Genomic DNA, 15,864 nt, shown 5'->3' on the forward strand with positions numbered 1-15,864 from the left:
TGAGGCGATTGAATAGAATGCCCGCTTCTGGTATCACTTCAGATTATCACTATATCTTATTAATTCATTATTAAGCTATCACAAGTTTCGCCATACTTACAGCCCTGATTACAGTATCGTCCTTTCATATATCCAGGAGACAACACCATGCGCATGCCCTCCAAGCTGCTACGCCGCGGCGCCGCCCTTTTTGCCTGCACCGCCACCGCCGCGCTGGCGGCTCTGCCGAGCCATGCCGCCGAGGCCTGGCACCCCACCAAGAACGTCACCCTGATCGTGGCGGCGGGCGCCGGCGGCGGCACGGATCAACTGGCACGCCTGATCCAGTCGATCATCACCCGCCACAAGCTCATGACGGTGCCCACCGTGGTTCAGAACAAGGGCGGCGGCAACGGCGCCGAAGGCTTCCTGGACGTCAAGATGGCCCAGGGCAGCCCCTACACCCTCATCGTCGGCACCAACAACGAATACCTGCTGCCCCTGGTCGCCAAGCTGGGCTACAAATGGGACGATCTGACTCCGGTCGCCGCGGTCGCCCAAGACGACTTCATACTCTGGGGGCCTGCCAACTCGCCGTTCAAGAACGTCCAGGAGTACCTGGCCGCGGTCAAGGCCAACCCGTCCAAATACCCGATGGGGGGCAGCCAGTCCAAGGACGTGGATCAGACGCTGACCATGCTAATCAACAAGGTCGAGGGCACCAAGTTCGTATACATCCCCTTCAAGAGCGGCGGCGAAGCCTCCATCCAGCTGGCCGGCGGCCACATCGCCTCGAACACCAATAATCCCAGCGAGGGCCTGTCGCAATGGAAGGCCGGCCAGATCAAGCCCTGGTGCGTGTTCAGCAAAGAGCGCATGGTCTACACCGAGAAAGTTACCGCCACCCAGGCCTGGTCCGACGTTCCCACCTGTGTCTCGCAAGGCCTGAAGATCGACGAATACCGCTTCCCGCGCACCGTCTTCATGCCTGGCGGCGTGACCGCGGCGCAACGCCAGTACTATGTGGATCTGCTGAAGAAAGTGACGCAGACGCCCGAATTCAAGGAATACCTCAAGCACGGCGCCCTGGTGCCCACCTTCCTGGCGGGCGACCAGTTCAAGGCCTACATCCAGAGCGATCTGGCCCGCGTCGAGCCGATCTTCAAGGAAGCCGGCTGGCTGCGCAAGTAAGCTTGCAGTTCCTGACGCCGCCCGGCCAGCCCGGGCGGCAGGCCCCTTCTTACCTCCGTCTACGACATGAATGAACACGATACCGATCCCGCCGCGCAGGAGCGGGAGGCCGAAGGCCAGGGGCTGAGCCTGCGCGCAGGCGGGCTGGCGACGTCCTCGTCACTGATCGTGCTGGGCTGCATCGTCATGTACGGCAGCCTGCAGCAAGGCATAGGCTGGGACGACGCGGGCCCGATGCCGGGCTACTTTCCCTTCTATATCGGCCTGCTGCTGGCGCTGTCCAGCCTGGGCACCGCCCTAGGCACCCTGGCCAAATGGAGCAAGGGCCGCGGCGACCTGACCAGCCGCTCGCAACTGCGGCGCGTGCTGGGGGTCTTCATCCCCATCTGCGTTTATGCGGCCCTGATGCCCTACCTGGGCATGTATGTGGCGTCGGGGCTGCTGATCGCCTGGTTCATGCGGCGCATGGCCGAGCCGGGCGCCACCCATAGCTGGCTGAAAACCGTGGCGATTTCCGTCGCCGTGCCGGTGGCCTGCTATTTCATCTTTACCCGCTGGTTCGAGGTGCCCCTGTACGCGGGCCCGATCCCGGCCTGGTTCGGATACTGAGCAACGGGAAAAGACCGCAAATGGAACAACTCGAACTACTGATGCACGGCATGGGCGTCGTGCTTTCCTGGTACCACCTGATGATCATGGTCGCCGGCATCCTGCTCGGCATCCTGGTGGGGGTGCTGCCGGGCCTGGGCGCGCCCAACGGCGTCACGCTGCTGCTGCCCATCACCTTCAGCATGCAGCCGGTGTCGGCCATCATCCTGCTGTCCTGCATGTACTGGGGCGCACTGTTCGGCGGCTCGGTCACTTCGGTGATCTTCAACATTCCGGGCGAGCCGTCGTCGGTGGCCACCACCTTCGACGGCTACCCGCTGGCGCGCCTGGGGCGGGCCGGCGAGGCGCTGACGGCGGCGTTCACCTCGGCGCTGCTCGGAGCGCTGGTGGGTGTGCTGCTCATTACCTTTCTTTCCGGCTACATCGCCAAGTTCGCCATGAGCTTCAGCTCGCCGGAATTCTTCGCGGTGTACGTACTGGCCTTCGGCAGCTTCATAGGCCTGAACCGCAGCCCGGCGCTGAAAACCATCTCGTCGATGATGATAGGCTTCGCCCTGGCCGCGGTGGGCATGGACACGGTGTCGGGCAATCTGCGCCTGACCTTCGGCGTGCCGGAACTGCTGCGCGGCATCAGCTTCGAAGTGGCGGTCATAGGCCTGTTCGGCATCGGCGAGATCCTCTGCACCGTCGAGGAAGGCCTGGTCTTCAAGGGCGAACGCACCAAGATCAACCCGCGGGTCGTGTGGCAGACCTGGAAGCAGCTGCCGCGCTACTGGGCCACCTGGCTGCGCAGCGTGCTCATAGGCTGCTGGATGGGCATCACCCCGGGCGGCCCCACCGCCGCGTCCTTCCTCAGCTACAGCGTCGCCAAGCGCATGTCCAAAACGCCGGAACGCTTCGGCAAGGGCTCGCTGGAAGGCGTCATCGCGCCCGAATCCGCCGACCATTCGGCCGGCACCAGCGCGCTGCTGCCCATGCTGACGCTCGGCGTGCCGGGCTCGGCCACCGCAGCGGTCATGCTGGGCGGCCTGATGATCTGGGGCCTGCAGCCCGGCCCCACCTTGTTCGTGGAACAGAAGGACTTCGTCTGGGGGCTGATCGCCAGCATGTACCTGGGCAATGTGGTGGGCCTGATCGTGGTTCTGTCCACGGTTCCGCTGTTCGCCTCGATCCTGCGCGTGCCCTTCTCCATCATGGCACCCATCATCATCATCATCTGCAGCGTCGGCGCCTATGCCGTCAACCAGTCGCTGTTCGATGTCGGCCTGATGCTGGTGTTCGGCGCATTCGGCTACATGTTCAAGAAACTGGGCTACCCCATTGCGCCCCTGGTGCTCGCCGCCGTACTGGGCGACAAGGCCGAAGACGCCTTCCGCCAGTCGATGCTGTTCTCGGGCGGCAAGCTGAGCATCTTCTGGCACAACGGCCTGTCGGGCACCCTGACCACGGTGGGGCTCGCGATGGCCTGCCTGCCGCTGATCATGCGCGTGTACCGCCGCGCAAGGGCCTAGGGCCTACCCCATCGACACGAATCACACAGAGAAACCCCATGCCTAAATCCCAAGCTACCGTAGCATTGACCCTGGGCGACCCCGCGGGCATCGGCCCGGAACTGATCGCCAAGCTGCTGCACGATCCCGACACCATCAGGCACGCCAACATCGTGCTGATCGGCGATCCGTGGCTGTGGCAGGCCGGACAGCGAGTCGCGGGCGTGCAGGTCGCCACCCGGCCCATCGCCACGCTGGCCGAGGCGCGCGGCGCCGCTTGCGGCATGCCGCTGTTCCTGGCGGTCGACAGCGTGCGCGCCGACCAGGTGGAAACCGGCAAGGCGGACGCGGCGGGCGGCGCCTCGGTGCTGAAGATACTGAACCTGTGCATGGACGGCGTCATGGCACGCCAGATAGACGCCATCTGCTTCGCTCCCCTGAACAAGCACGCCATGAAGCAATCGGGCATGAAGTTCGAAGACGAGCTGCACCACTTCGCCGACTACCTGAAGGTCGACGGCTACTTCTGTGAATTCAACACGCTGGACGGCCTTTGGACCTCGCGCGTATCCTCGCACATTCCGCTGAAGGACGCGGCCTCGTACCTGAGCAAGGAACGCATCGAGGACGCCAGCCGCCTCATCTACGACTCGCTCAAGGCCGCCGGCGTACACGAGCCGCGCGTGGCCGTAGCCGCCTTCAACCCACACGGCGGGGATGGCGGCTCTTGCGGGCGCGAAGAAATCGACGTCATCGGGCCCGCCGTAAGCGCGCTGCGCGAGCAGGGATACCCGGTGGACGGCCCCTTCCCCGCCGACACCATTTTCATCAAGGCGCGCGACGGCAAATACGACGCCATCGTCACCATGTATCACGACCAGGGCCAGATCGCCATCAAGCTGCTGGGCTTCGAAAAAGGCGTGACCGTCCAGGGCGGGCTGCCCATTCCCATCACCACCCCGGCACACGGCACCGCCTACGACATCGCCGGCAGGAACCTCGCCAATGTCAACGCCACACGCAACGCCTTCCTGATCGCCTGCCGCATGGGCGCAAGCTATATGAAGCAGTCCGCCTAGCCCAGCCGCAACCCCTTCCATCACGCGCGCAGCCGCGACGACCGGCCCCGACAGGGCCGGCCGGTGGCTCAGTGCGCGCCGAACAAACTTGCCGAGTCTCTATTTCCGTACGGAGAAACCAATGAAAATCACCCGCATACGCGCCCGCGTCTTTGAATGGAAAGGCCGCACCGTTCCGCCTCAAGCCCACTTCTGCGCCAACGCCATGGATCAGCTGTGGAGCCGCGGCGACACCATGGGCACGTTCCGCTTCCACGGCTGGACCGTCGTGGAAGTCGAAACCGACGACGGCCATGTCGGCATAGGCAACGTCGCCCTGGCGCCGCGCATCGCCAAGCAGATCATCGATCAGTACCTGGCGCCGCTGGTGATCGGCCAGGATCCCTTCGACTATGAATATCTGTGGCAGCGCATGTACCGCTCGACCCTGGCCTGGGGCCGCAAGGGCGTGGCCATGGCGGCGATCTCGGCCATCGATATCGCCCTGTGGGATCTGATGGGCAAGGCCACCGGACGGCCGGTCTTCAAACTGCTGGGCGGGCGCACCAAAGAAAAGATTCCCTGCTACGCGTCCAAGCTGTACCGCACCGACCTGGCCGAGATGCAGCGCGAGGCCCAGTCCTACCTGGATCAGGGCTTCAGCGCCATGAAGATGCGTTTCGGCTACGGCCCCAAGGACGGCCCGGCGGGCGTGCGCCAGAACCTGGACAGCGTCGCGGCGGTACGCGAGGTCATAGGCTACGACGTGGATCTGATGCTGGAATGCTATATGGGCTGGAACCTGGAATACGCCAAGCGCATACTGCCCAAGCTGGAACGCTACGAGCCGCGCTGGCTGGAGGAACCCGTCATCGCCGACGACATCGACGGCTACGCCGAACTCAATCAATTGACCAGCATTCCGATCTCGGGCGGCGAACACGAATTCACCAGCTACGGCTTTCGCCAGCTGCTGGACAAGCGCGCCGTGTCGGTGATCCAGTACGACACCAACCGCGTCGGCGGCATCACCGCGGCGCACAAGGTCAACGCCCTGGCCGAAGCCTATTCCGTGCCGGTCATCCCGCACGCGGGCCAGATGCACAACTACCACCTCACCATGTCGACCCTGGCTTCGCCCATGTCGGAATTCTTCCCCGTGCACGACGTGGAGGTCGGCAACGAGCTGTTCTATTACATCTTCGAAGGCGACCCGACCCCGCAAAACGGCTTCATCGATCTGGACGAGCACAAGCCCGGCCTGGGGCTGACGCTGTCCGAAAAGTATCTGGATCAGTTCAATATCATCGAATAGGCTACGGCGCCGGCGGCCCGGTTCGACGGGACAGGAATTCGGCCACGGCCCGCGCCGCCGACGCCCGTGGATTGCCGCCCATCCTACACAAGCCCAGCCGGTTCATCACACGGCTGCATACCTTAACGCGCCAAACTGAAAATTAATTTTTATGTTGATATAAAACCGATCATAAATTATCATTCAGGCACGGGAGAGGCGCTGCCCCTGAGCTGCCGGCAGATGCATTCCCCCGCACGCCGTTGCCGAATCGCGCCATCGAGCAGATACCCAAAAGACAAAAAGGCAGCGGGAAACGAATCGTCGACCCTGGTAAGCAACAGGCCTGGACATTTATCGGATCAAACCATGAAACACATAAAAATCACGTCAAGACAATACACATACCTTGCCCGCCTGGAAGAAGAAACCGCGCCGCAGACCTGCGCGTGGTTCTTGCGAAAGCTGCCCTTCAAAACACATATCAGCCAAGGCCGGTGGAGCGGCAAGGCCGTGTTCATCCGCCTCGGAACCACGGGTGCGGAGGTCGCCTACGAAAACCCCACCAGCTATCCGAAAACGGGCGATATCGTGATGTGCCCCGGAGACGCCACGCAAGGGGGCGGCGAAATTTACATGCCTTATGGCCCCAATGCCTTTGCCTGCGAATACGGCAAACTGGCCGGCAACCATTTCCTGAGCATTATCGAAGGCGAGCAGTCACTGCCGCAGTTCGGGGAACTGGTTCATTGGCACGGTGCGCAGGAAATCCTGTTCGAGCTTGCAGACTGACTCGTCACTCGTCGCCGAGCAATTCGTGCAATTTTTCGGCCTGGCCGAGCCGCTCGGAGGCGGCGCGGCCAAGCTGGTCGGACAGCGATGCGCAAATGTAGTTGAGTATGCTGTAGCCCGAAATATATGAATCGAACAATGACGTGCTCTGGACACGGCAGCGTATCGTCCAGTTCGCCAGGCCGGCTGTTTTCGATTCGGAATGGTCGGTTACATACAGGCTGTGCGCCCCAACGTTTTTTGCATACTTCAGGAGCTTGTAGCGGATTTCATTGCGTCTGCGAAAGCCTATGACGATGATCATGTCGCTGCGGCCCAGATCCGACAGATCTTTCTCGATGGCCTGGCCGGGCCGGGGCAGCACCTCGACATGCTCGCGCAGCTGTATCAGCTGCTGACGCAGGTACATGGCGGGCATATGACTATTGCCATAGCCGACAACCCATACATTGCGCGCTTTCCCGAGCGCCGCCACGATCTCTGTGAGCGTACCTTCTCCCAGCGCCCCGAAGCTGTACAGCAAATTCTGGATCTCGGATTCGACATGCTGCTTCACGCCGCTTTCGAAATCCAACGTATCGTGCACAAAAGTATTCAGATAGCGCGGCGAACCTTCCACACGGGCCTGACGCACCTGCTTGCGGATTTCCTGCACATTGGTATAGCCAAGGCGCTTGACCAGCCTGGTGGCTGCGGCATTCGAAGTATTGGCTTGCTTGACCAGTTCGGGAATGGAGTGGGTTACCAGCACCCCCGGGAAATCCATGAGCAGGTCGGCCAGCAGCCGCTCGCTCTGAGGCAGCTCTTCGTAGATTTCCCTGAGGCGGTCTTCGAGCTGAAGCCTCATGGTAATCGGCCCGTTTCGATCATCGCCCGCAATCTGCTTTTTGTAGTCGTCCGCATGAGTGACACGATCTTGCCGGTTGCCAAAGTCATCGTAGTTTAGCTTTTCCAGTTTTGTTTAACCACCTATGCCCTGGCACCGGCTTCTCGGCATGAGCGGCGCAACGGCATATATGCCGCGCATTGCGCCACGCATACCGATCAGCAGCCGGCGGCCAGCCCGACGCGCAGCCGCAGAGGATGCACATCGCAATTAGCGCCTTCTCCGCCCCGGTCGACCACCAGTAATTCGCCGCTGCGCTCCAGCACCGCCAGCGGCGCATGCCATACTGAGGCCCGGTAATTGACGCCCTGGCGGCCGTTGGTGACAAAGGCGCGCACCGAGCCCGGATCGATCGCCTCTCCTACAGGCGCCACGACAACCAGGAAGCGGCTTCCATCCATGGGAACGAAGGCCTGGCTGCCCAGAGGATGCCGTTCCAGAAATTCCAGCTCGAACGGAAGCTCTACCGGTTTGCTCACGAAAATGCTCAATTGCGCGCGGGCGCCTTCCCCCAGGGTTTCGACACGCGCCAGATCGTGGTGGCGCATTGCGCGCCCCGCATTGATTGCGAAGGACGTGCCCGCAAGCGTATCGACCACGTCTCCGAATTCCGAAAATACTTCCCTCGTTAGGGGCTGCGCGGTGATATCCAGCATAGTCATGGCAGCGCGCTCAGACAATGTCGCGATTGACATTCTTGTACAGCAGGTAGCTTGCCCGCGACCAGCCGGTCGCATAAAAGAATTGCGGGCAGAACGGCGCCATGTATATGAAATCGCCCTCCCAGCATTCGTGCCAGTCGGCCTGCAGCAGATACATGCCCTGACCTTCCAGCATGTACAGGCCATGCTCCATGACGTGTGTTTCGATCATCGGGAAATAATTTCCGGGCTCGAAGCTCAATATATTCATGGCAAAGTCGAATGCCGGGTCTTCGTCAGGAAGCAGGTGCTGCCAGGTTCGCCCCTGAGTGTGCTTGTTGACTTTCTCGACCTGATCCCGATGGCTTACGAGCGCCTTCGGAGGCCTTATCCCTTCGACTGCTTCATAAGCTTTCTTCAGCCAGATTACGCGGGCATTCTCGCCGCCCGCATTCGCGAGGCGAATATTCGCCCCGGCCGGCACGTAGGCGAAGCTGCCGGGGCGCAGATCGTGGGATCGGCCGTCGATTTCCAGCCAGGCCTGCCCCGATATGACGTAGAAGAACGCCTGCAGGCCATCGTTGCGTGCATGATCCATGCCCCCGCCGGCTCGCATGTCCAGCAGAATCTGCGCGAACTCTGCGCCCAGGCTGCGGGAAGCCTGTACGCTGATCGTGGTATTGCTGATACCCGGTATGCGGCTTTCCAGAATCCCTTCAGGCGGCATCACCGCATAGTGGGAGGTAAGCGCGGCGCGATGATGGGCGAATACGCCGGGGGGCTGGATTTGTCTTTTGGACATATTGAAGCAACTCCTTCATGTTATAGGACGACGCAGGGCCGGATCGGCCTGGGCATGAATCAACTGGACAGCAAGGTCTTCCGGTCGGGCGCCGCGGCTTGCGGATCGACTCCGTCTTCGCCCGCGGCGGCCAGATCCAGCAGGGTGTGGTAGAGAACCTGGGCGCCGCGCGCGCAGTCCTCGGGCGAGCTCCATTCGGCAGGATTGTGGCTGATGCCGTCCTTGGAACGGACGAATATCATGCCCATCGGGCAGAAATCGTAGTACGCGCCCGAATCGTGGCCCGCGCCGCTGGGCAGTGAAAAAGCCTCCAGATTCAGCCTCTGGAAGGCGCGCCTTATCGGCTCTTTCACCATGTCGGAGCACAATTTGGATTCGCCCCTGCCGAAGATCGTGATGTCAAAGCCGATGGTGCGCTCTTCGCATATCTCCTTCGCCCTCTCCACAATCCGGTCGAGCACGGCATCGCGCACCCGCACATCGATGTCTCTGCAGTCCAGCGAAAACTCCACCTTGCTGGGAATCACATTCACGCCTCCCGGAAAGGTTCTGATCATGCCCACCGTGGCAACGGTGCTTTGCGTGCGCCGCGCCTCGTCCTCGATAGCCTGAATGATCACCGCGGCCGCTGCCATCGGATCGCGGCGCAGGGACATGGGCGTGGTGCCGGCATGCATGGCTTCGCCGGTCAGGACGATCCTGCTGCGCGACGAGGCGCAGATACCTGTCACTATGCCGACCGGCAGGCCCTTGCTGGCCAGCACCTTTCCCTGCTCTATGTGCAATTCGACATGCGCCTTGACCGAGCCCGGCACGCGGGCGGCCTCGCCCACGCGCTCAGGCTCGATGCCCTGGGCCTGCAATGCCTGCGCAATCGATATCCCGTTCTCGTCCGTACGTGACAAGCGGTCGGGATCATGCTTGCCCGTCATGATCCTGGAGCCCGAGTAACTGGCCGCGAAGCGGCAGCCCTCCTCGTCCCTGTAGGCGCATACCTCTATGGGATGATCCGTGGCCAGGCCCCGTTCGTTCATGCATTGCAGAGCCTCGATGCCTCCCAAAATGCCCAGGGCGCCGTCGAACATCCCGCCTTCCTGCGTAGTATCCGAATGCGAACCGGTCAGAACCACCGGTAGATCCGGCCGGCGCCCTTCCTTGCGGCCTATGAGATTGCCAGCGGCATCCATGCGCACTTGCAGGCCCGCTTCGCGCATCCAACGCGCGATCAGCTCCAAGCCGCGCCGATCCAGGTCGGTCAGGGCCAGGCGGCTGACCCCGCCGTGAGATGTCCGGCCGACGTCGCCGAGCCTGGTCAATCTGTCGAATAAGCGGTTTTCATCAACCATATAAGTCACAACCCTGTTTTAGCGTGCCCTCATAGACCGCGCCCGAAGGAACGGGATCACTGGGGAAATATCCGTGAATCTCGGCCCGGCCGTTCGCCGGCGCTTATTTTTTTTTGATGTCCTCGACAAGAATGTCCTTGCTGGCCGGCGGGTCGAAGCTGACCCTATTGGTATCGATGCCAGTGAAATACCGCTCGTTGTAGATATAGATGTATGGCAGATCCACGGCCAGAATCTGCTGCACTTCCTGGTACATCTTGGCCCGCTCTTTCGGATCCATGGTCTGCATGGCCTTGTCCAGCAGCGCATCCACTCTTTCATTCTTGTATCCGATACGCTTGAAATAGACTTTCGAATTCAGCGCATTGAGCGGCAGGAAAGGATCGAACATGCTGTTGCCATAACCGGCCAGCATCAAGGCCTGGTTCTTGTTGCTGTTACGCACCTGCACGTACCGGCTGTTTTCAAGCAATTCGATTTTCACCTGGATGCCTACGCCCTGCAGCATGGCGGCGATCAGTTGCCCCAGTTCGGAATCGAGCAGGTAGCGCCCTTGGGGGATCTGCAGCGTGAGCTTCAGAGGCTTGCTTTCGCCATAGCCGGCTTCTTTCAGCAGCGCCTTCGCCTTGGCCGGGTCGTAGTCCGATGTGTCGTACAGGCTTTTATCGAAGCCAAGAATTCCCGGCGTGATGTGAGTCCGTGTGGGAGTCCCCATCCCGTCGAAGAGCTTCTTGACGATGAGGCGGCTGTCGATCGCATACTCTATGGCCTGGCGCACACGGCGATCCGACGTCGGAAATTCCTTATTGCAATTGACGACCAGCAACATTACCTGCGTGGAATTGCCATCGACGATTTTCAACCCTTTCTGGCCGTTCACCCGGCTCCATTCGGAGGGCGGAATTTCCGTAACCAGATCCACGCCTCCGGTCACCAGCTCATTGACCCTGGTCGCCGCGTCGGGCAATACGGTGATCACCGCCTTTTTCCATTCGGAGACCTTGCCCTTGAAGTAGCCGTCGAACCTTTTGAGTATCAATCTGCGGTCGGGCTCGTAATCCACGACCTGGTAAGGCCCGGAGCCCACGGGATGCTGCATGAAGTAACTCACGCCCTTTTCTTTGAAGTAGTGCTCGGGCAGAATACTGCCTCCCATGCGTATGAGCCGGTTCAGCAATACGGGATCGGGTTCTTTGGTAATGATTTCGAAGTTGTACTTGTCGAGTATCTTGACTTCCTTGATGGACGAGAAGCGGGCATTCTCAATCAGCGATTTGTCAGACGTGACGCGATCGAGCGTAAATTTGACGTCGCTCGAGGTCAGCTCGTCGCCATTGTGGAACTTGATGCCCTTGTGCAGCGAGAATGCCCAGGTGACAGGGTCGACCTGCTTGAAGCTCTCGGCCAGTTGCGGCTGGAAATTGCCGTCCTTGTCGATCCGCACCAGGGTGTCGAAGACGTTCATCAACGGCGTGCCATAGCTGCCGTTATTCTGCGGGTCGAACGACAGAATGCCCTTGTCCATGCCGATTCTGAGTGTGTCGGGATCCCGAGCCAGCGCCGCGGCGGCGGCCGGTTTCGGGCTCTCATGGCTTGTCCGCATGAACAGGGAATACCCCGCCACCGCGACAATTGCCACGGCCAGCCCTGCTATCCAGCCTTTACGCGTGGAAGACTTCCTGACTTGATCCATTCCGGTATTCCTCAGCATGTAGATTTTCAAATGAGCGAAATCGAATCCTGCCCGCCCTTCATTCGGCCAAAGCCATGGCCGCCGCCGGTTGCGCCGGCGCGGCCAGCGGCCCGGCCGTCTCCGCCAAAGGGAAATGACAGGCCACCTGATGGCCGTCCGGCTTTACGAGCAGCGCCGGCTCCACGAGGCGGCATTTCTCCTGTGCATACGGGCAGCGAGTATGAAAGCGGCATCCCGAGGGCAGATTCACCGGGCTCGGGATGTCGCCATCGAGCACAATGCGCTTGCGACTGCGGGCCAGCGCCGGATCGGGAATCGGGACTGCAGACAGCAGCGCCTCCGTATAAGGGTGCAACGGGCGGCGGAACAATTGCTCTTTGGTCGCCAGCTCCACGATTTTTCCCAAATACATCACGGCGATGCGGGTGCTGATGTGCTTGATTGCCGGCAAGCCATGCGATATGAAGATGTAAGTGAGGTTGAATTCTTTCTGCAGCCGCCCCAGCAGGTTCAGTATTTGCGCCTGTATCGACACATCCAGCGCCGAAACCACCTCATCGCATACGATCAGCTTCGGCCGCAGCGCCAGCGCCCTGGCAATGCCGATGCGCTGCCTCTGGCCGCCGCTGAACTCATGAGGGTATCGCGTGATGAAAGAGGGGCTCAGGCCGACACTTTCCATCAGTTCGCCGACTCGCCGGCGCAATTTTTCCCCGGACAGCACGTTGTGGGAGCGCAGCGGTTCGGCGATCAGATCCAGAACCCGCATGCGCGGGTTGAGCGATGAAAATGGATCCTGGAATATCATCTGGAAGTCTTTGCGCTTCGCCCTGAGCTCGGCCAGGGACAGCCCGCAGATGCTTTTTCCCTCGAACAGAATATCGCCCGCGGACGGCTCGATCAGCCGCAATATGACATTGCCCGTGGTGGATTTCCCACAGCCCGACTCGCCGACAATGCCCAGAGTTTCCCCGGCATAGACCTTGAGATCGATGCCATCGACCGCCTTCAGGTACTTGCGCTCGCCGGCGAACCAATCGCCCGATATATCGAAATGCTTCTTGAGTCCCCTCAATTCGAGCAGGGGGGTCATAGAATCAGTGCTCATCTAACGTCACCTCCTGTTCTTCAGGCAACCAGCACCGCACCTGATAATTGCCGCAAAATTCCTGCAATACCGGCGCCTCGGTTCTGCACTTGTCAAAAGCGCGGGGACACCGGGGGCTGAAACGGCACCCGCGCGGCATCTCGCCAGGAGCCGGCACGGTTCCGCGTATCGACTCCAGCGCATCGCGGATCTCATGTATCTTCGGGGTGCTGTTCATCAACCCCCGGGTATAGGGGTGCTTGGGGTTCTGGAACAGGCTGTAGACATCCCCCTGCTCCACCACTTGTCCCGCATACATCACGATCACGCGATCGGCCATTTCCGCGACCACGCCGAGGTCATGAGTGATGAGGACGATCGTGGTGCCGAGTTCGCTGCGCAGATCCTGCATCAGCTTGAGAATCTGCGCCTGGATGGTGACGTCCAGCGCCGTAGTGGGCTCGTCCGCAATAAGCAGCTTGGGTCCGCAGGAGAGCGCCATCGCGATCATCACACGTTGACGCATGCCCCCGCTCAGTTCATGCGGATACGCGGCATACACGGCTTCGGGGCGAGGCATGCCTACTTTTCTGAGCATGTCGATGCTCTGCTCTTTGGCCTGCTTCCTGCTCAGATTTTTATGCAGGCGCAAGGACTCGTCGATCTGGTAGCCCGTGGTCAGCAGCGGATTCAGGGAAGTGAGCGGCTCCTGGAAGATCATGGAGATATCGTTGCCCTGTATGCCGCGCATCTGCTCGCGCGACATAGCGCTTATGTCTCTGCCCTCGAAGAAAATTTCTCCTTGCTCGACCCGGCCCGAGTCGCCCAGCAGGCCCATGACGGAAAAAGCGGTGATGCTCTTGCCGCAGCCCGATTCGCCGACGATGGCAACCACTTCGCCGCGATCGAGCGAGAACGAAACATTGTCGACGGGATAGACGAGCCCCTGCGATGTCCGGAAGGACGTCCGTATGTTGCGCACATCGAGCAGCGGTGCTTTTTCGCCCGACCGAGCCGGATCTGCCTGATTGGTCGTCATGATCAGCGCCCCTGTTGTCTGGGATCGACCACGTCGCGCAGCCAGTCGCCCAGAAAGATGATTCCGATAACTGTCACCGTGATCGCGATGCCGGGAAAGGTGGCGATCCACCAACTGGTGGACAGATACGCCTGTCCCTCGCTCAGCATATAGCCCCAGGAAACCTGCGGCGGCTGTATGCCCAGCCCCAGGAAACTGAGCGAAGATTCGGAAATGATGGCCGATCCGACACTGAGCGTGGAAATGACGATCAGCGTCGAGAAGACATTGGGCAGGAGATGGCGCAGCATGATGGTGTGGCTGCGAGTGCCGATGGAGTATGCCGCCCGGATGAAATCGCGTTCTTTCAGGCTCAGCACTTCCCCGCGCATGAGGCGGGTGTAGGGAACCCATTTCGTACAGCCCATGACGAAGATGAGCGTGATCAGGCTGGGGCCGAATACTCCGATGATCACCAGCATCAGAAGCATCGCCGGCAGTGCCAGGAACGCGTCTGTCAAGCGCATGATCGCGGCGCCGATCCAGCCTCCATGAAAGCCCGCGACCACCCCCAGTATGGTGCCGATACAGCCCGATACTAGAACCGCGCATACCCCCACCAGAAGCGACACCCGCGAACCGTAGATAATGCGGCTGAGCACATCGCGCCCCAGGTTGTCCGTGCCGAGTATGTGCGCCATCGACCCACCGGACAGCCACGCGGGCGGCGTCAGCATGCCGGCAAGATCCACCTTGGCCGGATCGTAGGGCGCGACCCAGGGTGCGAACACGGCCACCAGCACAATGAAGATCACGATGAGCAAGCCGGTCACTCCGGTCTTGCTCCGGCTCAGCATGCCCAGCCAGCTCTTCGTGCGCCCCCACTTGCGCTTTGTCGAAGCGCCCGCCGCGGCCTCCATATCGGGCCGACAGTCATTCATTGCGATTGCTCCCTCGCCATGATTCATTTCTGTCTCCGGTTTCCAGTCAGTACTTGATTCGGTGGTCGACCAGGCGGTAAAGCACATCGCCGACCATATTCATGAAAATCACGATCAGTGCGATCAGGAAGACGCCGGCCTCGACCACCGACATATCCCGGGCATTGACCGCCTGCACCAGCAACTGGCCTACCCCCGGATAGGCGAAGACAGTCTCGGTGATGAGAGAACCACCGATCAGAAAAGGAAGCTGTACGGTGACCATGGTAATGACCGGATTCAGGCAGTTTTTGAATGCATGCCGGAAGATGATGTCAAAGTCGCCCAGCCCCTTGCTGCGCGCCGTGCGGATGTAATCCTGTCCCAGCGTCTCTATCATGTTGGAACGCACCAGGCGCGCGATTTCCGCGGCCGCTCCGCCGCCGAGCGTGATGGCGGGCAATATCATGTGCGACAGCCCCCCGCTGCCGGAGACGGGGAAGACACGAAATTTCACGGCAAAGATCAGAATCAGCATCAGGCCCAGCCAGAACGTCGGCATGGCCTTGCCGGCCACCGACGCTCCCGTGATCAGTACGTCCAGCGAGCTGTTCCTGCGGATGGCGGACCAGATGCCCAGGGGAATGGAGACGGCAAGCGCAAAGGCCATCGCCAACATGCCCAATTCGACAGAGGCCGGCAAGCGGCTCAAGACCACCGACATGGCGTCGGCATGGTAGCGGAACGACATGCCGAAGTCCCCGGAGCAGATATGAGTCAGGAAGATCCAGAACTGCACCAGGAATGGCCGATTCAGGCCAAGCGACTCGCGCAGAGTGGCGATTTCCGCCGGCGTGGCCGAATCCGGCAACATCAGCGCCACCGGATCCCCGGCCATGTACACCAGCACAAACACGATCAGCGAGATGATCAGCAGTACGGGGATGAACTGCAGCGCATAGCGCATCAGGTATCTTTTCATGTCTCCACCTCGATCCGGTGCATGCCGCTATCTGGCATGCATGTTTTTTTCCGATCTAGTGGAATGATAATAAATT

15 protein-coding genes are annotated in these 15,864 nt (G+C 60.8%); 6 read left to right on the forward strand and 9 right to left on the reverse strand.

Features of this window, described 5'->3' with window-relative positions; genetic code table 11:
- Positions 1-147: 147 nt before the first annotated feature.
- The 6 genes from CEY11_RS20500 to CEY11_RS20525 all read left to right on the forward strand — a co-directional run bounded on the left by CEY11_RS20500 (position 148) and on the right by CEY11_RS20525 (position 6,413).
- On the forward strand, positions 148-1,170 hold the full coding sequence (locus CEY11_RS20500) for a Bug family tripartite tricarboxylate transporter substrate binding protein (protein ID WP_198958946.1): 1,023 nt from the start codon (positions 148-150) through the stop codon (positions 1,168-1,170).
- A 66-nt stretch (positions 1,171-1,236) separates the two neighbouring features.
- Positions 1,237-1,779, forward strand: coding sequence for a tripartite tricarboxylate transporter TctB family protein (locus CEY11_RS20505; protein WP_088605273.1), 543 nt, complete (start codon positions 1,237-1,239; stop codon positions 1,777-1,779).
- Positions 1,780-1,799: 20 nt separating this feature from the next.
- On the forward strand, positions 1,800-3,290 hold the full coding sequence (locus CEY11_RS20510; protein WP_088605274.1) for a tripartite tricarboxylate transporter permease: 1,491 nt from the start codon (positions 1,800-1,802) through the stop codon (positions 3,288-3,290).
- Between the two features lie 38 nt (positions 3,291-3,328).
- Positions 3,329-4,348, forward strand: a complete 1,020-nt coding sequence (locus CEY11_RS20515; protein ID WP_088605275.1) for a 4-hydroxythreonine-4-phosphate dehydrogenase PdxA — start codon at positions 3,329-3,331, stop codon at positions 4,346-4,348.
- A gap of 121 nt (positions 4,349-4,469) precedes the next feature.
- Complete coding sequence (locus tag CEY11_RS20520; protein ID WP_088605276.1) at positions 4,470-5,642, forward strand: L-rhamnonate dehydratase; 1,173 nt, start codon at positions 4,470-4,472, stop codon at positions 5,640-5,642.
- Between the two features lie 222 nt (positions 5,643-5,864).
- On the forward strand, positions 5,865-6,413 hold the full coding sequence (locus tag CEY11_RS20525) for a DUF3830 family protein (RefSeq protein WP_198958947.1): 549 nt from the start codon (positions 5,865-5,867) through the stop codon (positions 6,411-6,413).
- Positions 6,414-6,417: 4 nt separating this feature from the next.
- Here CEY11_RS20525 and CEY11_RS20530 read toward each other — a convergent pair whose 3' ends face one another.
- The 9 genes from CEY11_RS20530 to CEY11_RS20570 form a co-directional block, all read right to left on the reverse strand.
- On the reverse strand, positions 6,418-7,260 hold the full coding sequence (locus CEY11_RS20530) for a MurR/RpiR family transcriptional regulator (protein WP_088605278.1): 843 nt from the start codon (positions 7,258-7,260) through the stop codon (positions 6,418-6,420).
- Between the two features lie 197 nt (positions 7,261-7,457).
- A complete protein-coding gene (locus CEY11_RS20535; RefSeq protein WP_198958948.1) occupies positions 7,458-7,961 on the reverse strand; it encodes an ureidoglycolate lyase in 504 nt (167 codons plus the stop codon).
- 10 nt (positions 7,962-7,971) lie between these two features.
- Complete coding sequence (gene allE / locus CEY11_RS20540) at positions 7,972-8,742, reverse strand: (S)-ureidoglycine aminohydrolase (protein WP_088605280.1); 771 nt, start codon at positions 8,740-8,742, stop codon at positions 7,972-7,974.
- Between the two features lie 59 nt (positions 8,743-8,801).
- The gene (locus tag CEY11_RS20545) at positions 8,802-10,088 is read right to left on the reverse strand and encodes a Zn-dependent hydrolase (RefSeq protein WP_088605281.1); all 1,287 of its coding nucleotides are present in this window, start codon (positions 10,086-10,088) and stop codon (positions 8,802-8,804) included.
- 103 nt (positions 10,089-10,191) lie between these two features.
- Positions 10,192-11,781, reverse strand: coding sequence for an ABC transporter substrate-binding protein (locus tag CEY11_RS20550; RefSeq protein ID WP_158215398.1), 1,590 nt, complete (start codon positions 11,779-11,781; stop codon positions 10,192-10,194).
- Positions 11,782-11,839: 58 nt separating this feature from the next.
- Positions 11,840-12,889: an ABC transporter ATP-binding protein gene (locus tag CEY11_RS20555; RefSeq protein ID WP_088605283.1), complete on the reverse strand. Its 1,050-nt coding sequence runs from the start codon at positions 12,887-12,889 to the stop codon at positions 11,840-11,842.
- Complete coding sequence (locus CEY11_RS20560; protein WP_088605284.1) at positions 12,879-13,907, reverse strand: ABC transporter ATP-binding protein; 1,029 nt, start codon at positions 13,905-13,907, stop codon at positions 12,879-12,881. The genes CEY11_RS20555 and CEY11_RS20560 overlap by 11 nt, the downstream gene beginning before the upstream one ends.
- Positions 13,908-13,909: 2 nt before the next feature.
- Positions 13,910-14,827, reverse strand: a complete 918-nt coding sequence (locus tag CEY11_RS20565) for an ABC transporter permease (RefSeq protein ID WP_198958949.1) — start codon at positions 14,825-14,827, stop codon at positions 13,910-13,912.
- Between the two features lie 46 nt (positions 14,828-14,873).
- Positions 14,874-15,788, reverse strand: a complete 915-nt coding sequence (locus CEY11_RS20570; RefSeq protein ID WP_088605286.1) for an ABC transporter permease — start codon at positions 15,786-15,788, stop codon at positions 14,874-14,876.
- Between the last annotated feature and the right edge of the window lie 76 nt (positions 15,789-15,864).

Origin of the sequence: Candidimonas nitroreducens (assembly GCF_002209565.1) — a bacterium.
GTDB lineage: Bacteria > Pseudomonadota > Gammaproteobacteria > Burkholderiales > Burkholderiaceae_B > Candidimonas > Candidimonas nitroreducens.